Annotated in this window: 15 protein-coding genes; 5 read left to right on the forward strand and 10 right to left on the reverse strand. The window is 69.3% G+C overall.

The features are described from left to right. The first annotated feature begins 61 nt into the window (after positions 1-61). Both IE157_RS00880 and IE157_RS00885 read left to right on the forward strand, forming a co-directional pair. The gene (locus tag IE157_RS00880) at positions 62-1,432 is read left to right on the forward strand and encodes a class I SAM-dependent methyltransferase (RefSeq protein WP_064847326.1); all 1,371 of its coding nucleotides are present in this window, start codon (positions 62-64) and stop codon (positions 1,430-1,432) included. A gap of 103 nt (positions 1,433-1,535) precedes the next feature. After that, positions 1,536-2,681: a glutamate--cysteine ligase gene (locus tag IE157_RS00885; RefSeq protein WP_064847327.1), complete on the forward strand. Its 1,146-nt coding sequence runs from the start codon at positions 1,536-1,538 to the stop codon at positions 2,679-2,681. Positions 2,682-2,702: 21 nt separating this feature from the next. Here IE157_RS00885 and tsaD read toward each other — a convergent pair whose 3' ends face one another. The 4 genes from tsaD to alr form a co-directional block, all read right to left on the reverse strand. Beyond that, positions 2,703-3,782: a tRNA (adenosine(37)-N6)-threonylcarbamoyltransferase complex transferase subunit TsaD gene (gene tsaD, locus IE157_RS00890; protein WP_064847328.1), complete on the reverse strand. Its 1,080-nt coding sequence runs from the start codon at positions 3,780-3,782 to the stop codon at positions 2,703-2,705. Next, positions 3,769-4,314, reverse strand: a complete 546-nt coding sequence (gene rimI, locus IE157_RS00895; RefSeq protein WP_064847356.1) for a ribosomal protein S18-alanine N-acetyltransferase — start codon at positions 4,312-4,314, stop codon at positions 3,769-3,771. Before rimI ends, tsaD begins: the two co-directional genes overlap by 14 nt. 11 nt (positions 4,315-4,325) lie before the next feature. Beyond that, positions 4,326-5,012, reverse strand: a complete 687-nt coding sequence (gene tsaB / locus IE157_RS00900; protein ID WP_064847329.1) for a tRNA (adenosine(37)-N6)-threonylcarbamoyltransferase complex dimerization subunit type 1 TsaB — start codon at positions 5,010-5,012, stop codon at positions 4,326-4,328. Positions 5,013-5,118: 106 nt separating this feature from the next. Beyond that, entirely contained in the window at positions 5,119-7,071 is a 1,953-nt protein-coding gene (gene alr / locus IE157_RS00905) for an alanine racemase (protein ID WP_318281238.1), read from the reverse strand. A gap of 114 nt (positions 7,072-7,185) precedes the next feature. Between alr and IE157_RS00910 the strand changes: the two genes are divergently transcribed. Both IE157_RS00910 and IE157_RS00915 read left to right on the forward strand, forming a co-directional pair. Next, complete coding sequence (locus IE157_RS00910; RefSeq protein WP_318281239.1) at positions 7,186-8,421, forward strand: glycosyltransferase; 1,236 nt, start codon at positions 7,186-7,188, stop codon at positions 8,419-8,421. A gap of 10 nt (positions 8,422-8,431) precedes the next feature. Continuing rightward, positions 8,432-9,229, forward strand: coding sequence for a phosphatase (locus IE157_RS00915; RefSeq protein ID WP_064847332.1), 798 nt, complete (start codon positions 8,432-8,434; stop codon positions 9,227-9,229). On the opposite strand, the gene IE157_RS00920 is transcribed toward IE157_RS00915, so the two are convergent. The 4 genes from IE157_RS00920 to mgrA all read right to left on the reverse strand — a co-directional run bounded on the left by IE157_RS00920 (position 9,189) and on the right by mgrA (position 13,073). Next, positions 9,189-9,632: a flavodoxin domain-containing protein gene (locus tag IE157_RS00920; RefSeq protein WP_318281327.1), complete on the reverse strand. Its 444-nt coding sequence runs from the start codon at positions 9,630-9,632 to the stop codon at positions 9,189-9,191. The genes IE157_RS00915 and IE157_RS00920 overlap by 41 nt on opposite strands. Positions 9,633-9,896: 264 nt before the next feature. Further along, the gene (locus IE157_RS00925) at positions 9,897-10,982 is read right to left on the reverse strand and encodes an inositol-3-phosphate synthase (RefSeq protein WP_064847334.1); all 1,086 of its coding nucleotides are present in this window, start codon (positions 10,980-10,982) and stop codon (positions 9,897-9,899) included. A gap of 178 nt (positions 10,983-11,160) precedes the next feature. Next, entirely contained in the window at positions 11,161-11,985 is an 825-nt protein-coding gene (locus IE157_RS00930) for a LysE family translocator (RefSeq protein ID WP_193518879.1), read from the reverse strand. Continuing rightward, on the reverse strand, positions 11,982-13,073 hold the full coding sequence (mgrA, locus tag IE157_RS00935; protein ID WP_193518880.1) for an L-glyceraldehyde 3-phosphate reductase: 1,092 nt from the start codon (positions 13,071-13,073) through the stop codon (positions 11,982-11,984). The genes IE157_RS00930 and mgrA overlap by 4 nt, the downstream gene beginning before the upstream one ends. A gap of 143 nt (positions 13,074-13,216) precedes the next feature. On the opposite strand from mgrA, the gene IE157_RS00940 reads away from it, so the two are divergent. Further along, complete coding sequence (locus tag IE157_RS00940; protein ID WP_193518881.1) at positions 13,217-13,936, forward strand: FadR/GntR family transcriptional regulator; 720 nt, start codon at positions 13,217-13,219, stop codon at positions 13,934-13,936. Positions 13,937-13,977: 41 nt separating this feature from the next. Here IE157_RS00940 and IE157_RS00945 read toward each other — a convergent pair whose 3' ends face one another. Together IE157_RS00945 and IE157_RS00950 are read right to left on the reverse strand one after the other, a co-directional pair. Further along, positions 13,978-14,736, reverse strand: a complete 759-nt coding sequence (locus IE157_RS00945) for an SDR family NAD(P)-dependent oxidoreductase (RefSeq protein WP_193518882.1) — start codon at positions 14,734-14,736, stop codon at positions 13,978-13,980. A 35-nt stretch (positions 14,737-14,771) separates the two neighbouring features. Continuing rightward, positions 14,772-15,620, reverse strand: coding sequence for a fumarylacetoacetate hydrolase family protein (locus IE157_RS00950; RefSeq protein ID WP_193518883.1), 849 nt, complete (start codon positions 15,618-15,620; stop codon positions 14,772-14,774). Positions 15,621-15,658: the final 38 nt, after the last annotated feature.

Here is a 15,658-nt window from a genome sequence, read left to right on the forward strand (position 1 = left end):
TGACGGGCGTCGCGGCCCGCGCGTTCGCCGCGGCTTCCCCGCGCCGTGATGTGATGGACGTGTGAACGCCTCCACCGCCCCCGACGACGCCGAGACCCGCAGCCTCGCCCAGCTGCTGACCCCGCGGGGGATGCGGCTGCTGGATTCGCTGGGCCCCTACGACCCGGACGCCACGTTCGCGCTCTCCCAGTCCCTGCGAGCACAGGGCCATGACCCGGAGCTCGTGGCCGCGGTCCTCACCCAGTCCCGGTTGCGCGCCAAGGCCCACGCCAAGTTCGGGGACTTCGCCCGTCATATGGTCTTCACGCGCGATGGTGTGGAGCAGGCCACCCGGTGGTCGGTGGCCGCCCTGCACGCCCAGCGGTTCGCGCAAGCGGGGATCGAGCACGTGGTGGACCTGGGATGTGGGATCGGCGCGGACTCGCTGGCCCTGGCCGCGCTCGAGCGCACGGTCACCGCGGTCGAGCGGGACCCGGTCACCGCGGCCGTGGCGACCGTCAACCTCACGGGGTGGCCGCGCGCTCGCGTCGTGTGCGCGGACGCGCAGTCCTTGGACCTGGACGCCCTTGAGTCCGGTCCCGCGCAGGGCGTGTGGTTGGACCCCGCGCGCCGGGTCTCGGGTCATGGGCGCACGCGGCGGTTGTTCGACCCGGAGGCCTTCTCCCCTCCCCTGTCCTTCGTTACGGACCTCGCGGACCGGGGGCTCTCCGTGGGCGCCAAGCTCGGTCCCGGCATCCCCCACGAGCACGTCCCGCGCGCCGCGGAGGCCCAGTGGATCTCACAGCACGGTGACGTGGTGGAGGCCGCGCTGTGGTTCAACGCCGTGCGCCGCCCGGACGTCGCACGCGCCGCCCTGGTCCTCGGACACGACGGCGCACCCCGCCTTCCCGGCGCCGCCGACGACGCGCTCGTGCCGGGTGACGACGCGCCGGGTGCCGGGGACGGCCGGAGCGGTGACGCATCCCGGGACGGTGCCGCGGCGTCGTCGGCGGCCGAACTGACCTCCGCGACGTGGGAGTCGCCCGCGGCGGAAGGGGAACTGCTGGGCGCGGTGGGGCAGTACTTCTACGAGCCCGACGGCGCGGTGATCCGCGCGGGGCTCGTGACCGATCTCGCGCAGCGCATCGGAGCGCGTCTGATCCATCCCGCGATCGCGTACCTGAGCTCGGACACGCTCGTGCACACCCCGCTGGCCACCGCGTACGAGGTGCGCGAGGTGCTGCCCCACACCGTGAAGACCCTCAAGAAGTGGGTGCGGGAGCAGGACGTGGGGACCCTGGAGATCAAGAAACGCGGCACGGACGTGACCCCCGAGCAACTGCGTAAGCAACTTGCACCCCGGGGTTCGCAGCGAGCGACCCTGGTCATGACGCGACTCGAACAGGCGGGGAAGGAACGGCGCGTGGTGCTCGCCGTAAACCTCGTACACTGATACCCCTGTGTTCGGACCGCGCGCGACACCCCGGTGGTCGGCAACGACGTCCCGGTTCAGGTCACGACCGCCGATCCCGGTGCACCCATGAGAGGACCACGCCGTGCAGATTGATTTCCACAGCTCCGAACGTTCCACCCTGGGTGTGGAGTGGGAGGTCGCCCTGGTCGAGCGCGAGAGCGGCGAGCTCGCCCCGCGCGGCCAGGAGGTCCTCGATGCCCTCGTGGCGCAGCACCCGCAGTTCGGTGAGGAGGGGGACCACCCCCATGTCACGGGCGAGTTCCTGCAGAACACCGTGGAGATGGTGACCGGTGTGTGCGACACCGTGGGCGAGGCCGTGGACCAGCTCGCGGACACCCAGGACCGGATCCGGGAAATCACGGATCCTCGGTCCCTCGAGATCTTCGGCGCGGGGACCCACCCGTTCTCCCAGTGGGCGGACCAGCCCGTGGTGGACAAGGAACGCTACTTCAAGGTCCTGGACCGGGCGCAGTACTGGGGCCGGCAGATGGTGATCTTCGGGGCCCACGTGCACGTGGGCATCGACCACCGGGACAAGGCCCTGCCCGTCCTGGAGGGCCTGCTCAACTACTACCCCCACCTGCTCGCGTTGTCCGCGAACTCGCCGTACTGGTGCGGCCAGGACACGGGGTACGCGTCCCACCGGGCACTGATCTTCCAGCAGCTGTCCACGGCGGGGCTGCCCTTCCACTTCGACACGTGGGGCGAGTACGAGTCCTACGTCAACGACCTCATCGAGACCGGCGTGATCGAGGAGATCTCCGAGAACCGCTGGGACATCCGCCCCGTCCCCCGCTTCGGGACCGTGGAGATGCGCGTGTGCGACGGTCCCTCGACCCTGCGGGAGGTGGGCGCGATCGCCGCACTGACGCAGTGCCTGGTGGAGTCCTTCTCCCGTTCCCTCAACGACGGCGGGACGATCCCCGTGATGCCCCCGTGGCACCACCAGGAGAACAAGTGGCGCGCCGCGCGCTACGGTCTCGAGGCCGTGGTGATCCGGGACACCCGCAACCGCGAGCGCCTGGTCACGGAGGACCTCGCGGATCTGCTCACCGATCTGGAACCCCTCGCGGACGAGCTCGGCTGCGCCCGCGAGCTCGCGCACGTGGAGACCATGATGAGCGGGGCTGTGGGCTATCAGCGCCAACGGCGCGTGGCCCGGGAGAACGGCGGGGACCTGCGCGCCGTGGTCATGGACATCGTGGAGCGCAACCGCTCGGAACGCTGATCCGGATACGGCCCGGCAGGACTACGCCGCGGGCATCGACACCGCGGACACCGGCAGGCCGGGGTCCGCGGTGAACGAGATCCCGGTGGGCTGACGGCCCTGCGCCACCAGCCGGGAGCCCAGGGCGGCCACCATCGCGCCGTTGTCGGTGCACAGGGACAGCGGCGGGATCACCACGGGAATCCCGTGCTCACCGCACCGCGCGGTCACGACCTCCCGCAACCGGGAATTGGCGGCCACGCCCCCGCCCATGAGAAGGGTGGTGATCCCGTGTTCGGTGCACGCCAGCACGGTCTTGCGCGCGATCACGTCCACGACCGACTCCTGAAAGCTTGCGGCCACGTCCGCCACGGGGACGGGTTGACCGGCGGCGTCGAACGCCTCGACCACGCGGGCCACGGCCGTCTTCAAGCCGGAGAAGGACATGTCGTAACGGTGCGGACCGGGATTCTCGGCCGACCCCATGTACTTGCCCGCCGTCAGCCCCCGGGGGAACGCGAAAGCCGTCGGGTCGCCGTCCTTCGCGGCCTTGTCGATCGCCGGTCCACCGGGGTAGGAGAGTCCGAGCAGGCGGGCGACCTTGTCGTAGGCCTCGCCGGCGGCGTCGTCGATCGTGGCGCCCAGTAGCCGCACGTCGCTCGTGATGTCGGGGACGGCCAGGATCTCGGTGTGGCCCCCGGAGACGAGCAGCGCGCCCAGGCCGTCGGGCAGCTCACCGCGGTCGTCGAGCAGACCCACCCCCACGTGGGCCACGAGGTGGTTGATCGCGTACAGGGGTTTGCCCGTGGCCACCGCGAGTGCCTTGGCCGCCGCGACCCCTACCATGAGCGCCCCGGCGAGCCCGGGCCCGGAGGTCACGGCGATCGCGTCGAGCTGGTCCAGGGTCACACCGGCGTCGTCGAGCGCAGCACGCACCGCGGGGACGAACGCCTCGAGGTGCGCGCGCGAGGCGATCTCGGGGATCACCCCGCCGAAGCGCACGTGTTCGGCCATGGACGAGGACACCGTGTTGGTGAGCAGCTCGGTGCCCCGCACGATCCCGATACCCGTCTCGTCGCACGAGGACTCGATGCCCATGACGAGCGGTTCAGCGGTGTTCATGAATGGTCCTTCCGTCCGCGCTGCGGGTGGGCTCCTTCGCGGGAACCAGTTCGCAGCGCATGATCAGCGCGTCGTGGCCGGGCCCGTAGTAGTGCGCCCGGGTGTGGATGTGGTGATAGCCGAAGTGGCGGTACAGCTCTTGTGCCCGCGGATTGTCCGCCCGCACCTCGAGCATCATCTCGGTGGCGCCGCTGCGAATCGCGGCCTCGTGCAGCACGCGCAGCAGGGCACTGCCCAGGCCCTTGCCCTCGTGGTCCTTCGCGACCGCGATGGTCTGCACATCCGCGACCGGCGGGATGCTCATCATCCCCGCGTAGCCCACGATCTCCCGGTCCCGGGTGAGCACCCAGTACTGCCGTGTGGGGTGGGTCAGTTCCTCGTGGAACATGTGCCGGGGCCAGGCGTCCTCGGGGAACAGGACAGCCTCCAGCGCGTACACGTCCTCGAGGTCCCCAGGTTGCATGGGGCGCAGCGCGTAGCCCGCCGGTAACGACGACGCCGCTCCCACCGCAGCCGCGTGCCCTCCCGTCATGGGGTGGCCCGTCATCGTGTGGCCCGCTTGGGGGATGCGGGCACCTTGGCGTCGGAATCGCGCAGGTACAGGGGAGACGTGTCGGTGCTCAGTTCCTGACCGCGGCTCGTGATCGCCCACGCCGCCCGGGCGAGATCTGCGGCGGAGGGGTGCAGGTCCGAGAATCCCGGGACCGCGTGCGACAACCGATCGGGGTAGAGCCCCGCACCGGAGCCGTAGCACGGCAGCGCGGGAACGTCCTCCGGGGGGCCAACCCGGGGATCGCCCAGCGGGGTGATCACGGGTCCGCGCTCGTCCTCGTGCACCCGGTAGTCGCGGCGGTAGAGCTCCTTGCGGCGCGCATCGGTGACCACCACGAACTCCGCATGACCCGCGGCGAGCGCCTCCGGGGCCACGTGGAACGCCGCCGCGTCCAGGGAACACACCCCATGGACAGGCAAGGCCCATGCAAAGCCCAAGGTGCGACCGGTCACAAGTCCCGCGCGCAGACCCGTGAACGGTCCGGGACCGGTGCCCACGAGAACGGCGTCCAGGTCGGTGCCGGTGAGGCCCGCCTCCGCCATGAGGTCGTGCACGGCGGGAGCCAGGGCCTCGGCGTGGGATCGGGTGTCGACGGTGTCGAACCTGCTCAAGACCTCACCGTCCCGGGACAGTGCCACGGACGCGATCGACGAGGAATCCAGACTCAGCACAAGCACCCGAACAGTCTAAGCCCGGCCCCGCAACCGCTCCGGGCCCCGGCGACCGCCCGCCGCCATCACTCCGGGCTCCGGCCGCCCCTCACCCCGGCACTGCGTGGCGAGGTCACAACTGGAGGGGGTCCGCCCAACGGGGTCCGTAGCCGCGCACGATTACCGCGCGCGGTTCATCGCTGAGTTGCTCCGCGGATTTCCACTCGTCGTTGAGGGCGCGGATCACGTCCGCCGCGGAGGGGGAATGGCCCTCTCCGTCGGAACCTGATCCGCCGGAGAGCACCGCCCCCCTGAGATCCGCGGGGTCCTCACCGTCCGTGGTCCCCACGGTGGACTCCGCACCCGTCGCGTCCGACACCGGATCCGCCGAGCCGGGCCCGTCCTGCGTACCCCGCGCCCGGACGATGTCGATCACCAACCGGGAATCGCTGAGGTGTTCCACCTTGCCGGTCCCCCACTCCACGACGGTCACGCACGTGTCCACGGTGTCCTCGAGGTCGATGTCGTCCACGTCCGCCGCGGAGTCCAAGCGATAGGCGTCCACGTGCACGAGATCGGGTCCGCCCGGGCGGGGCCCGTCCGGATCGTTGGTGTGCACGCGGCTCAACACGAACGTGGGGGATATGATCCCGTCGCGCACGCCGAGGCCCCGGCCGAGCCCCTGGGTGAACGTGGTCTTCCCGGCGCCGAGGTCACCGTTGAGCATGACCAGGTCCCCGGCCCGCAGGTGCTCGGCCACCCGCTCGGCGAGCACCCGGGTGTCATGAGCGGTGTCGGGATGCCGAGTCACGGTCCAGGCAGCACCGTCCGCCGCGCTCCCGGCTGTTCCGACGCCGTCGGCATCGGGAGCGTTCACGTACTCCCGGGGTACGCGCGGCGAGATCCTCGTGACGATCTCGTAGTTGATCGTCCCCGCGGCATCCGCCCACCGCGTAGCGGACGGGTCCTCCCCCGCCCCGAACAGCACGGCCTCGTCCCCCACGCGCACGGGCGGTTCCGCCGCGGACGAGTCCACTCCGGGCGGTTCCGATCCGGACGACGACGCCGCGGGCTCCCCGCCCCGCGACAGGTCCACGACGCACTGGTCCATCGCGATCCGCCCCACCACGGGGTACACCCGGTCCCCGATCCGCACGGGGGCGCCCGTGGCTACCCGGGGAACGCCGTCGGCGTAGCCCAGCGGGATCAGCGCAAGGTGCGTTGGCCCGGTGGTGCGGTACGCGAAACCGTACGAGACCCCGTGGCCCGCGGGCACGGCTTTGACGTTGGCCACACGGGTCCGCAGGGTCATGACCGGGCGCAGGCCGAAGTCCTCGGGGGTGCGATCCGCGAACGGGCTCAGCCCGTACAGGCCCAGCCCCACCCGCACGGCGTCGCGGAGCACGAGATCGGGGTCCGCCATGTCCTGTGCCCCGAATAATCCGGGGGTGTTGGCCGCGTGGATCAGGGTGGGGTCCAGGCCCGCGTCGCGCGCGATCCGCACCGCATCGCTGAGTGCGTGTAATTGCGCAACGGTCTCGGCCTCGCGCTGCGGTTCGTCCGCGACGGCGAGGTGCGTGAAGATCCCTTCCACGCTCAGCAGACCGGCGTTCTGAGCTGCCACCACGCGCTCGACGAACCCGGGCCACTCCTCCACCGTGGCACCGTTGCGGCCGAGCCCGGAATCGAGTTTGAGGTGCACCGTGGCCGGGGTGCCCGTGTCGCGGGCGGCGGCCAGAACGGCGTCGAGCTCCCACCCGTTGAGACCCAGGCGGACGTCGCGTCGCAGCGCCTGTTCGAAGTCCGTGGCAGGGGTGTGCAGCCACGCGAGCACGGGGGCGGTGATGCCCGCGTCGCGCAGGGCCACCGCCTCGGACGCGTGCGCCGTGCCGAGCATATGGGCGCCGGCGGCGAGCACCGCGCGCGCCACCGGAACCGCCCCGTGGCCGTACGCATCTGCCTTGACCACGGCGATCAGCGTGCGCCCCCGGGCGAGTTCCGCGAGGCGCCGCACGTTGTGCTGCACGGCGGAGAGGTCCACCACCGCGCTGCGTTCGCTGGGTTGCCGGGGCTGTCGGTCTGTCATCGCACTCACCATTCCATTGTGCCCTGCGCCGCCGGCACGCCCGGCCCCGCCTGAGTCACGCGCACTCGTTCCCGGGCGGGCGGTCCCGGTACGCCGCCCCAGTAGGCTGGTCGCGTGTCCTCTCCCGATCGGCCCCGTGTCCTGCTGCTGAGCATGCACACGTCCCCCGTGGACCAGCCCGGGACCGGGGACGCCGGTGGCATGAACGTGTACGTGTGGCACCTAGCCCACGCGCTCGCCCACGCGGGCTGGGCCGTGGACATGGCCACCCTCGATCGCGATCCGTCCCATTCCCCCGGCATTCGCACGACGGACCTCGCCCCGGGCGTGCGGCTGCTCACCGTGGCGCTCGCGGGCGCCGCAGAGGTCCCCAAGGAGGGCCTGCCCCGGTTCGCTCGTGCCTTCGGCGAGGCCCTCGCACAGCATTACGCCGACGACGCCGCGCCCGTCGTGCACGCCCACTACTGGCTCTCCGGCGTGGCCGGGCTCCACGTGGCCAGCTTCCTCCGGGCTCCCCTCGTCCTGACCCTGCACACCTCCGCCGCCGCCAAGAACCTGCGCGCCGGATCGGACGAGTCCCCCGAACCGGCCGAGCGCGAGGCCGCCGAACGAGATCTGATCGCCCACGCCTGCCGCACCGTGGTGAACACCCCCGCGGAACAGCGGCAGGTCGTGGAGCTGTACGGCGCGGATCCGGCGAGCGTGGTCGTGATCCCGCCCGGGGTGGACCCCGAGGTCTTCCACCCGCCGGTCCCGGACGAACGGGACGAGTTACGGAACGGGCCCTTCACCGTCCTGTCCGCGGGACGCATGCAACCCCTCAAGGGACAGCAGATCCTGGTCCGCGCGCTCGGAGAGTTGCACCGCAGTCACCCCGACGTTCCCGTTCGCTTGATCCTGGCCGGTGTGGGCTCCCCCGATTTCCTGACCCACCTGCGCGGGCTGGCGGACGCGGGGGGCGTGGCGAGCGCCGTCGACTTCCGCGGCTCCCTGCCCCGCGAGGACCTCGCCCGACTCATGGGCCGGGTGGACGCGGTGGCCGTGGCGTCGTCGTCGGAGACGTTCGGGCTCGTGGCGGTCGAGGCCCAGGCGTGCGGGACGCCCGTCCTGGCCACGGACGTGGACGGATTGCGCTACACCGTGCGCGACGGTGAGACCGGCCGGCTCGTCCCGGACCGCGAGCCCGCGAGCTGGGCGGACGCCCTGTACCGCGCGGCCCGGGACCCGGGCGCGTGGCGAGCAATGTCACCCGCTGCTCGGCTGCGAGCGCGCGAGCTGACGTGGGACGACGTCGCCGCGCAGCACGCTGCGGCCTACCTCGCCTGTGCGGCGCGCGAGCACGACGCCTAAACTTTCCCGTGTGACCACCGCGTACCTGAGCCGTGATTCCCTTGCCCGTTACCTGGACCGCTCCCGGATCACCGGGGCCGTCGCAACCCCCCGTGAAGCCAACCTCCGCAACATCCAGGGTTTCCTGGACGGGGACCAGCACCAGCACATGGGGGTCGAGCGCATCAGGGACTGGGATTTCGACTCCGTCTTCGAGCTCATGCGCGACCGCGTGGGGATCAACGACGACCCCGAGTACGCCGAGGGCCAGGACTTCATTTCCGCGCAGCTGTGCGTGGCCGGACTCGACCGCTACGCCGAGCTGTTCAGCCGCGCGGTGCAGGGCCGCAAGCGGTTGTTGTTCGCGACCGGTCATCCCTCCGGCCTCGCGCCCGTCTACGCCCGCCTCGCGCGGGTGGCCCGCAAGTCCGGGGCGCGCGTGCTGCGCTTCGACGAGGCCCTGCCGTTCGAGGACGGGGACGTCCGCCAGATCGAGGACGTCGTGATGGTCGAGCAGTACGGCGGCCTGCGCCACACCCACTTCCCCGAGCCCATGCAGCTGGTCCTCGATCACCTGCGGGACCAGGGCCGCGAGGCGCCGGACCTCGTGATCGCCGATCACGGGATGGCCGGGTACGCGGGCTCGCGGGCGGGGCTGTCCACCATCGCGATGGGTGACTGCAACGACCCCGGGATCTTCGTCGCTGAGGCCCAGGGGCAGGTGGAGGTCGTGGTCCCGCTGGACGACAACGTCCCCCCGCACCTCTACGACCCCGTGGTGGACTACATCATTTCCCGTGCGGGGCTCGCGGGGCAGGAACGCGGCTGAGTTCGGCGATCCCGTCCGGCCACTCGCACGCCTGCCGCGCGGGCGGTCGGCCCTCGGCGGCGTCGTGCCGACCCACGTCCCCGAACCGGGACGCGCCCGCTGCCGCGAGGGTCTCGTCCAGCACGACGACGCCGCGCGAGAACGTCTCCCCGTACGTGCGGTCCCCGAGGCCGAACGCCGCGTAGCGCACGCTGCTCAGATCCGCGGCTCCTTCGGCCACCGCCGTCGCGAAGGCCCGCGCGGATGTGGGCAGCTCGCCACCCCCGTACGTGGAACACACCATGACGTGCGGGTGGGAGGTGTCCAGCGCGGCGGGATCCGTTCCTGGGCGTGGGGACGGAGCTGAGTCGGGAGGGACTACCCGTGGTGTGCCGCCCGGTGTCCCCGGGGAACGAACGGGAATCGGTCGTGCTGACCTGGCCGCGGGGTGTGACCGTGCCCCGGCGGGTCCGGGCGGTCGCGGACCTGGCGCGCGCGTCCGCCGAGGGCTGGGCGATCTTTCGCTGAACCGCGCGAGGGCCGGGCCGCACCCCCGCCCCCAGGGACCCGGGCCGCCGTACCGCGGGCCCGGGCCAGCGGCAGGACGCGCGCCCCCGGACGCGACCGAGGGCCGCCCGGTACGTGCCGGACGGCCCTCGCGGCGTCGTCGTGTGGTGCTACGAGACGATCAGCGCTCGACCTCGCCGCGGATGAACTTCTCCACGTTCTCGCGGGCGGTGTCGTCGTCGAACTGCTCGGGCGGGGACTTCATGAAGTAGGAGGACGCCGAGGTCAGCGGTCCCCCGATGCCGCGGTCCAGGCCGATCTTCGCAGCGCGGATCGCGTCGATGATCACACCGGCGGAGTTGGGCGAGTCCCACACCTCGAGCTTGTACTCGAGCGAGATCGGGGCGTTGCCGAAGCCGTGGCCCTCGAGGCGGACGAAGGCGAACTTGCGGTCGTCAAGCCACCCCACGTAGTCCGAGGGGCCGATGTGCACGTCCTTGGCCCGCATCTCGTGCGGCACGTTGGACGTCACGGCCTGGGTCTTGGAGATCTTCTTGGACTCGAGCCGCGAGCGCTCGAGCATGTTCTTGAAGTCCATGTTCCCGCCCACGTTGAGCTGGTACGTGCGGTCCAGGACGTAGCCGCGGTCCTCGAGCAGCTTGGCCAGCACGCGGTGGGTGATGGTCGCGCCCACCTGGGACTTGATGTCGTCGCCCACGATCGGCACGCCGGCGTCCGTGAACTTCTGCGCCCACTCGTCGGTCCCGGCAATGAACACGGGCAGGGCATTGACGAACGCCACACCGGCGTCGATCGCGGCCTGCGCGTAGTAGCGGTCGGCCTCCTCGGAACCCACCGGGAGGTAGGAGACGAGCACGTCCACCTCGCGTTCGCGCAGCACCTGCGCGACGTCCACGGGCTCGGCGTCCGATTCCGTGATGGTCTCGCGGTAGTACTGGCCCAGCCCGTCCAGGGTGGGTCCGCGCTGCACGTTCACGTCCAGGTTGGGGACCTTTGCGATCTCCATGGTGTTGTTCTCGGAGGCCAGGATCGCCTGGGAGAGGTCCAAGCCCACCTTGGCGGCGTCCACGTCGAACGCGGCCACGAACTGCACGTCCCCCACGTGGTAGTCACCGAAGCGCACGTGCATGAGCCCGGGCACGGTCTCGGAGGGGTCTGCGTCCCGGTAGAAGTGGACGCCCTGGATGAGCGATGTGGCGCAGTTGCCCACACCGGCAATGGCCACTCGGATGGGATTTTCGGACACGGTTCTCCTCAGCTCGGGTGATGACGGCCACGCGCACCTCGCGCGTTCGTGCGTGGGCACCGCATCCTGCCGTGCCACGCCGCACGCAACCGACTCCACAGTCTAGCCACGCGCTCGGACGTGCCTCGCCCGGGCACCGCCGTGACGACGACGCCGCTGCCGCCCTCACGCTGCACGGTCACCCGGCCAGGACGACCTCCACGAGCAACAACACCGCGACCAGCAGGAACACGACCCCGGCCGCGATCTCGACCTCGGCCGAACGCGCTTGGAACCGCCGCGCCAGCGCGGGGACGGAACCGAACCACGCGACGGCCAGGAACCATGCCAGGCCCACGGCCATGAGGAGCGCCAGGGTGATCAATCCCTCCCACCACAGGATGTCCGCGGGGACAACGGTCGCGAACAGGGCGATGAAGAAGACGATCGCCTTGGCGTTGGCCAGGTTGGTGATCGTCCCCTGGAGCAGGGCCTTGCCCGATGTGAGGTGGCGGGTCCCGAGCAGACCTCCGGCCTTGGAGAACGCGGGACCCCCGATTGTGCCCGTGGGTGCGGCGGGGCTCGCGGCGACGTCGGGGTCCACTGGTCCGCTGAATCCGGCCGAACCGCCGGGGCCGTCCTGCCCGTCGGTGCAGACCCGTGCGGCGAGGCCCGCTCGTGCATCGGGATCCGAGGTCTCCGCGTGACCCGTTCCACCGCGATTCAGCGCGCGCGTGGCCAGCCCGGCGCGCAGGGATCCGTAGCCCATGCGCGCCAGGAACAGGGCACCAGCGATCTGGATCACGAGTTTGAGCACGTGATTGCTGTTGATCACCAGCGTCACGCCCGTGAGCGAGAGCGTGATCCACATGAGGTTGCCGACCATCACCCCCGCCGCCGTGAGCATGGCCTTGCCACGTGTGGTGAGGAACGCATTGCGCAGAATCACCAGGACGTCCGGACCCGGGGAGATGATCCCCGCGATCCACAGTCCCAGCAGCGCGGCGTACTGCGCCGCGGTCATACGTGCTTGGACTCGGTGGCCGCCCCCCAGATGTTGATGTCCGCGTCCGAGACCAGCTCGTCGATCCGCTGCAGTTCATCGTCGGAGAAGTCCAGGTTCTGCACGGCGCGGGCGGAATCGGCGATCTGCTCGGGCGAGGACGCGCCCACGAGCGCCGTCGTGACCTGTCCCTCCGCCTGCGGACGCAACACCCACGCGATCGCCATCTGGGCCAACGTCTGCCCGCGGTCCCGGGCCATCGCGTTCAGTTCCCGAATCTGATCCAGGGTGTTCTCACTCAACCAGTCCGGGTTGAGTGACTTCCCAGCGGCCGCGCGGGAGTGCTCGGGTACACCGTTCAGGTACTTGTCGGTGAGCATGCCCTGGGCCAGCGGGGAGAAGCTGATAGAGCCCATGCCCGCTTCCGTGAGCGCGCCCAGCAGGTTCTTCCCGTCCGCGTGCTCGTCCGGCTGCTCGATCCAGCGGTTGAGCATGGAGTACGAGGGCTGGTGGATGAGCAGTGGAGTGCCCAGTTCCCGCATGATCCCCTGCGCGGCGAGCGTGAGGTCCGCGCTGTAGGACGAGATCCCCACGTAGCTCGCGCGGCCCGAGCGCACGATATGGTGCAGGGCACCCATGGTCTCCTCGAGGGGAGTGTCCGGGTCCGGGCGGTGGTGGTAGAAGATGTCCACGCGGTCCAGGCCCATGCGTTCGAGCGACTGGTCGATGGAATCGAGCAGGTACTTGCGTGAACCGCCCACACCGCCGTACGGGCCGGGCCACATCTGCCACCCGGCCTTCGTGGAGATCACGAGTTCCTGGCGGTACCGGGCGAAGTCCTCCCGTAGGATGCGCCCGAAGTTCAGCTCCGCGGAGCCCGCGGGCGGGCCGTAGTTGTTGGCCAAGTCGAAGTGCGTGATCCCCAGGTCGAACGCCCGGCGCAGCGTGGCCCGCATGGTCGCGAGCGGGGTGTCATCGCCGAAGTTATGCCACAACCCCAGGGACAGCGCGGGCAGCTTCAGCCCGGAGTTGCCCACCCGCCGGTACGGCATGGTCTCGTAGCGGTCCTCGGCCGCGGTCCAGACAGTGTCATCACCGAAAGTCAGCATGGGAACTAGTCTGCCACCTGACTCAAAGCGACCTGTTATTTGCCTCATAAGCTTTCTCTCGAACACGTCAGGGATACTTGGGGAGGCGGATTTCCGCCACCCCGTTAGTCCGTGTCTGACCACCAAATCTAGGAGATCGCACCGTGTCCCTCACCAATACCGCCATGGCCAAGTTGCGCGCCATGATCCTCAACGGTGAGCTGGGTCCCGGCGACAGGCTGCCCCCAGAGAAGGAACTGGCAGATCGCCTGGGCCTGTCACGCAGTTCGCTACGCGAAGCAGTCAAGGCGCTCGAAGTGGTGCGGATCCTGGACATCAGGCAGGGCGACGGCACCTACGTGACGGAGTTGAACACCCAGCACCTCTCCGAGGCCATCTCTTTTGTAGTGGAGTTGCATCAGAACTCATCAGTCCTGGAGCTGCTGGAAACCCGCCGCGTTCTGGAAGCTGCCGCGGTCGAATTAGCCGCAGCACGGATCTCGGAGGAGCAGCTCGAGAAAATCCAACGGACTCTGGACGACACGGATGTGGAGACCATCGACTCGCTCGTGGACCAGGACCTGGCCTTTCACGGCATCATCGGAGATGCCGCCGGCAATGGCTATCTGAGCTCCCTGACGGCCAGCCTTAACTCCCGAACTGTTCGGGCCCGCGCCTGGCGCGGTATGACGCAGCAGGGCTCGGCCGAACGCACCATGGAAGAGCACCAGGAGATTCTGGACGCCCTCCGCCGCAGGGACCCCGCACTGGCCCGCGCCGCCATGATCCACCACCTTCAGGGCGTGGAGCGCTGGCTGCGCATAGCCCTGACCGAAACCCCCCTCTTAGACATCCCGGAAGACCTCAACGGCCCGGCCGATTGAGCATGTCAACCGGCCGGGCCGTTCTGGGTCATTAACATCGATCACTCGGCAGGGCGCAGGCGCAGAGCCTCCATGCCACCGTCCACGGCAAGATCGACGCCACTGCTCGATGCATTGAGTGGGCTGGCCAGATAGCAAATCGCGGAGGCCACCTCATCCGGTTCCACGAGCCGCCCGTGCGGCTGACGAGCGTTCAGGGCTGTACGTTCAGCTTCGGGGTCCGGCGCCTTGGACAGCAAATTGCCGATCCAGGGGGTGTTGGCGGTTCCTGGATTCACACAGTTCACCCGGATTCCCTCACGCAGGTGATCGGCCGCCATGGCCCGGGTCATCGCGAGAATCGCACCCTTGGTAGCCGAGTACAGCACTCGTTCGGGCAGACCCGCGGTCGCCGCGATGGAGCACGTGTTGACCACGGAAGCATGCGCGGATTTCCGCAGATGAGGCAGTGCTGCGCGGGTCACTCGGACCATACCGACCACGTTGATGTCCCACACGCGGTGCCATTCATCGTCGTCGTTGGCGGCGACGTCACCCTGGGCCCCGATTCCGGCATTGTTAATCACCACGTCGATCCCGCCCAGCTCGGCCACGACCTTGTCGATCGCGTTCTGGACCGAGGCGTCGTCGGCGACGTCGCACTGGACCTGTACCGCACCCGTGGCAGCATTCGCGGGGTTGAGATCGAGAACGGCCACTTTGGCACCTTTAGCCTGCAAAGCCCGGGTCGCGGAATCTCCGATCCCCGAAGCGCCTCCGGTGACAACGGCCACCAGTCCATCGAATTCTTGTGAGCTCATAAAAGTCTCTCCTCGTTACTTCGGTGCTGGACGGTTCAGGAACGGGCAACCATGCGGTGATGCTGTTGACCGATACCCTCGATCTCCACCTCCACCACGTCGCCGTCCTTCAAATACGGGAACTTTCCGGAGAGCGCCACGCCCTTGGGCGTGCCGGTGGAGATGATGTCCCCCGGTTCCAACTGCATGTAATGGGACAGGTGCTTCACGATGTACTCGACCGAGAAGATCATGTCCGAGGTCCGTGATCCCTGCCGCGGCTCACCGTTGACCGAGGAGCCCAGTGACACGTCGTGCGGGTCGAACTCATCCGCGGTCACAACCACCGGGCCCAGTGGCATGTAGTCCTTGATGCACTTGCCCTTGGACCACTGGCCCCCCGAGTCTTCGATCTGATAGGCACGCTCGGACAGATCGTCCGCCAGGGTATAGCCGGCAATACATTCCGCAGCTGCCGCTTCGGTCTCCAAATAGGCCGCTTGCTTGCCTATCACGATGACCAGCTCCACTTCCCAGTCGCTCTTCTTCGATCCTGGAGGCAACGCGATGTTGTCGTTGGGGCCGGTCAAGGTGTTGGGAGTCTTGAAGAAAATGATGGGCAGCTCGGGCGGCGCGTCACCCGACTCGGCAGCGTGCTCTACATAGTTCTGGCCGATGCAGATCACCGCAGAAGGCCTTGTGAGTGGCGCACCGATGCGCTGACCGGTAATGTCCGCGGTCGGCAGCTCGCCGCGTTCCAGGGCGGACCGCAGGGATTCGATCCCCCCGGTCGCGAAAAACTCCGGGTCGAAATCCTTCACCGCTGCGGAAGCATCGTAATGCGCACCCTGATATTCGACGACCGGGATTTCTTGTCCCTTTTCGCCCACTCGCATCAGTTTCATGTGTTCCTCCGTGTATCTCGTTAAGCAGTAAGGTCTTT

The sequence above is a fragment of the Kocuria marina genome (assembly GCA_014652975.1).
Taxonomy (GTDB): domain Bacteria; phylum Actinomycetota; class Actinomycetes; order Actinomycetales; family Micrococcaceae; genus Kocuria; species Kocuria marina.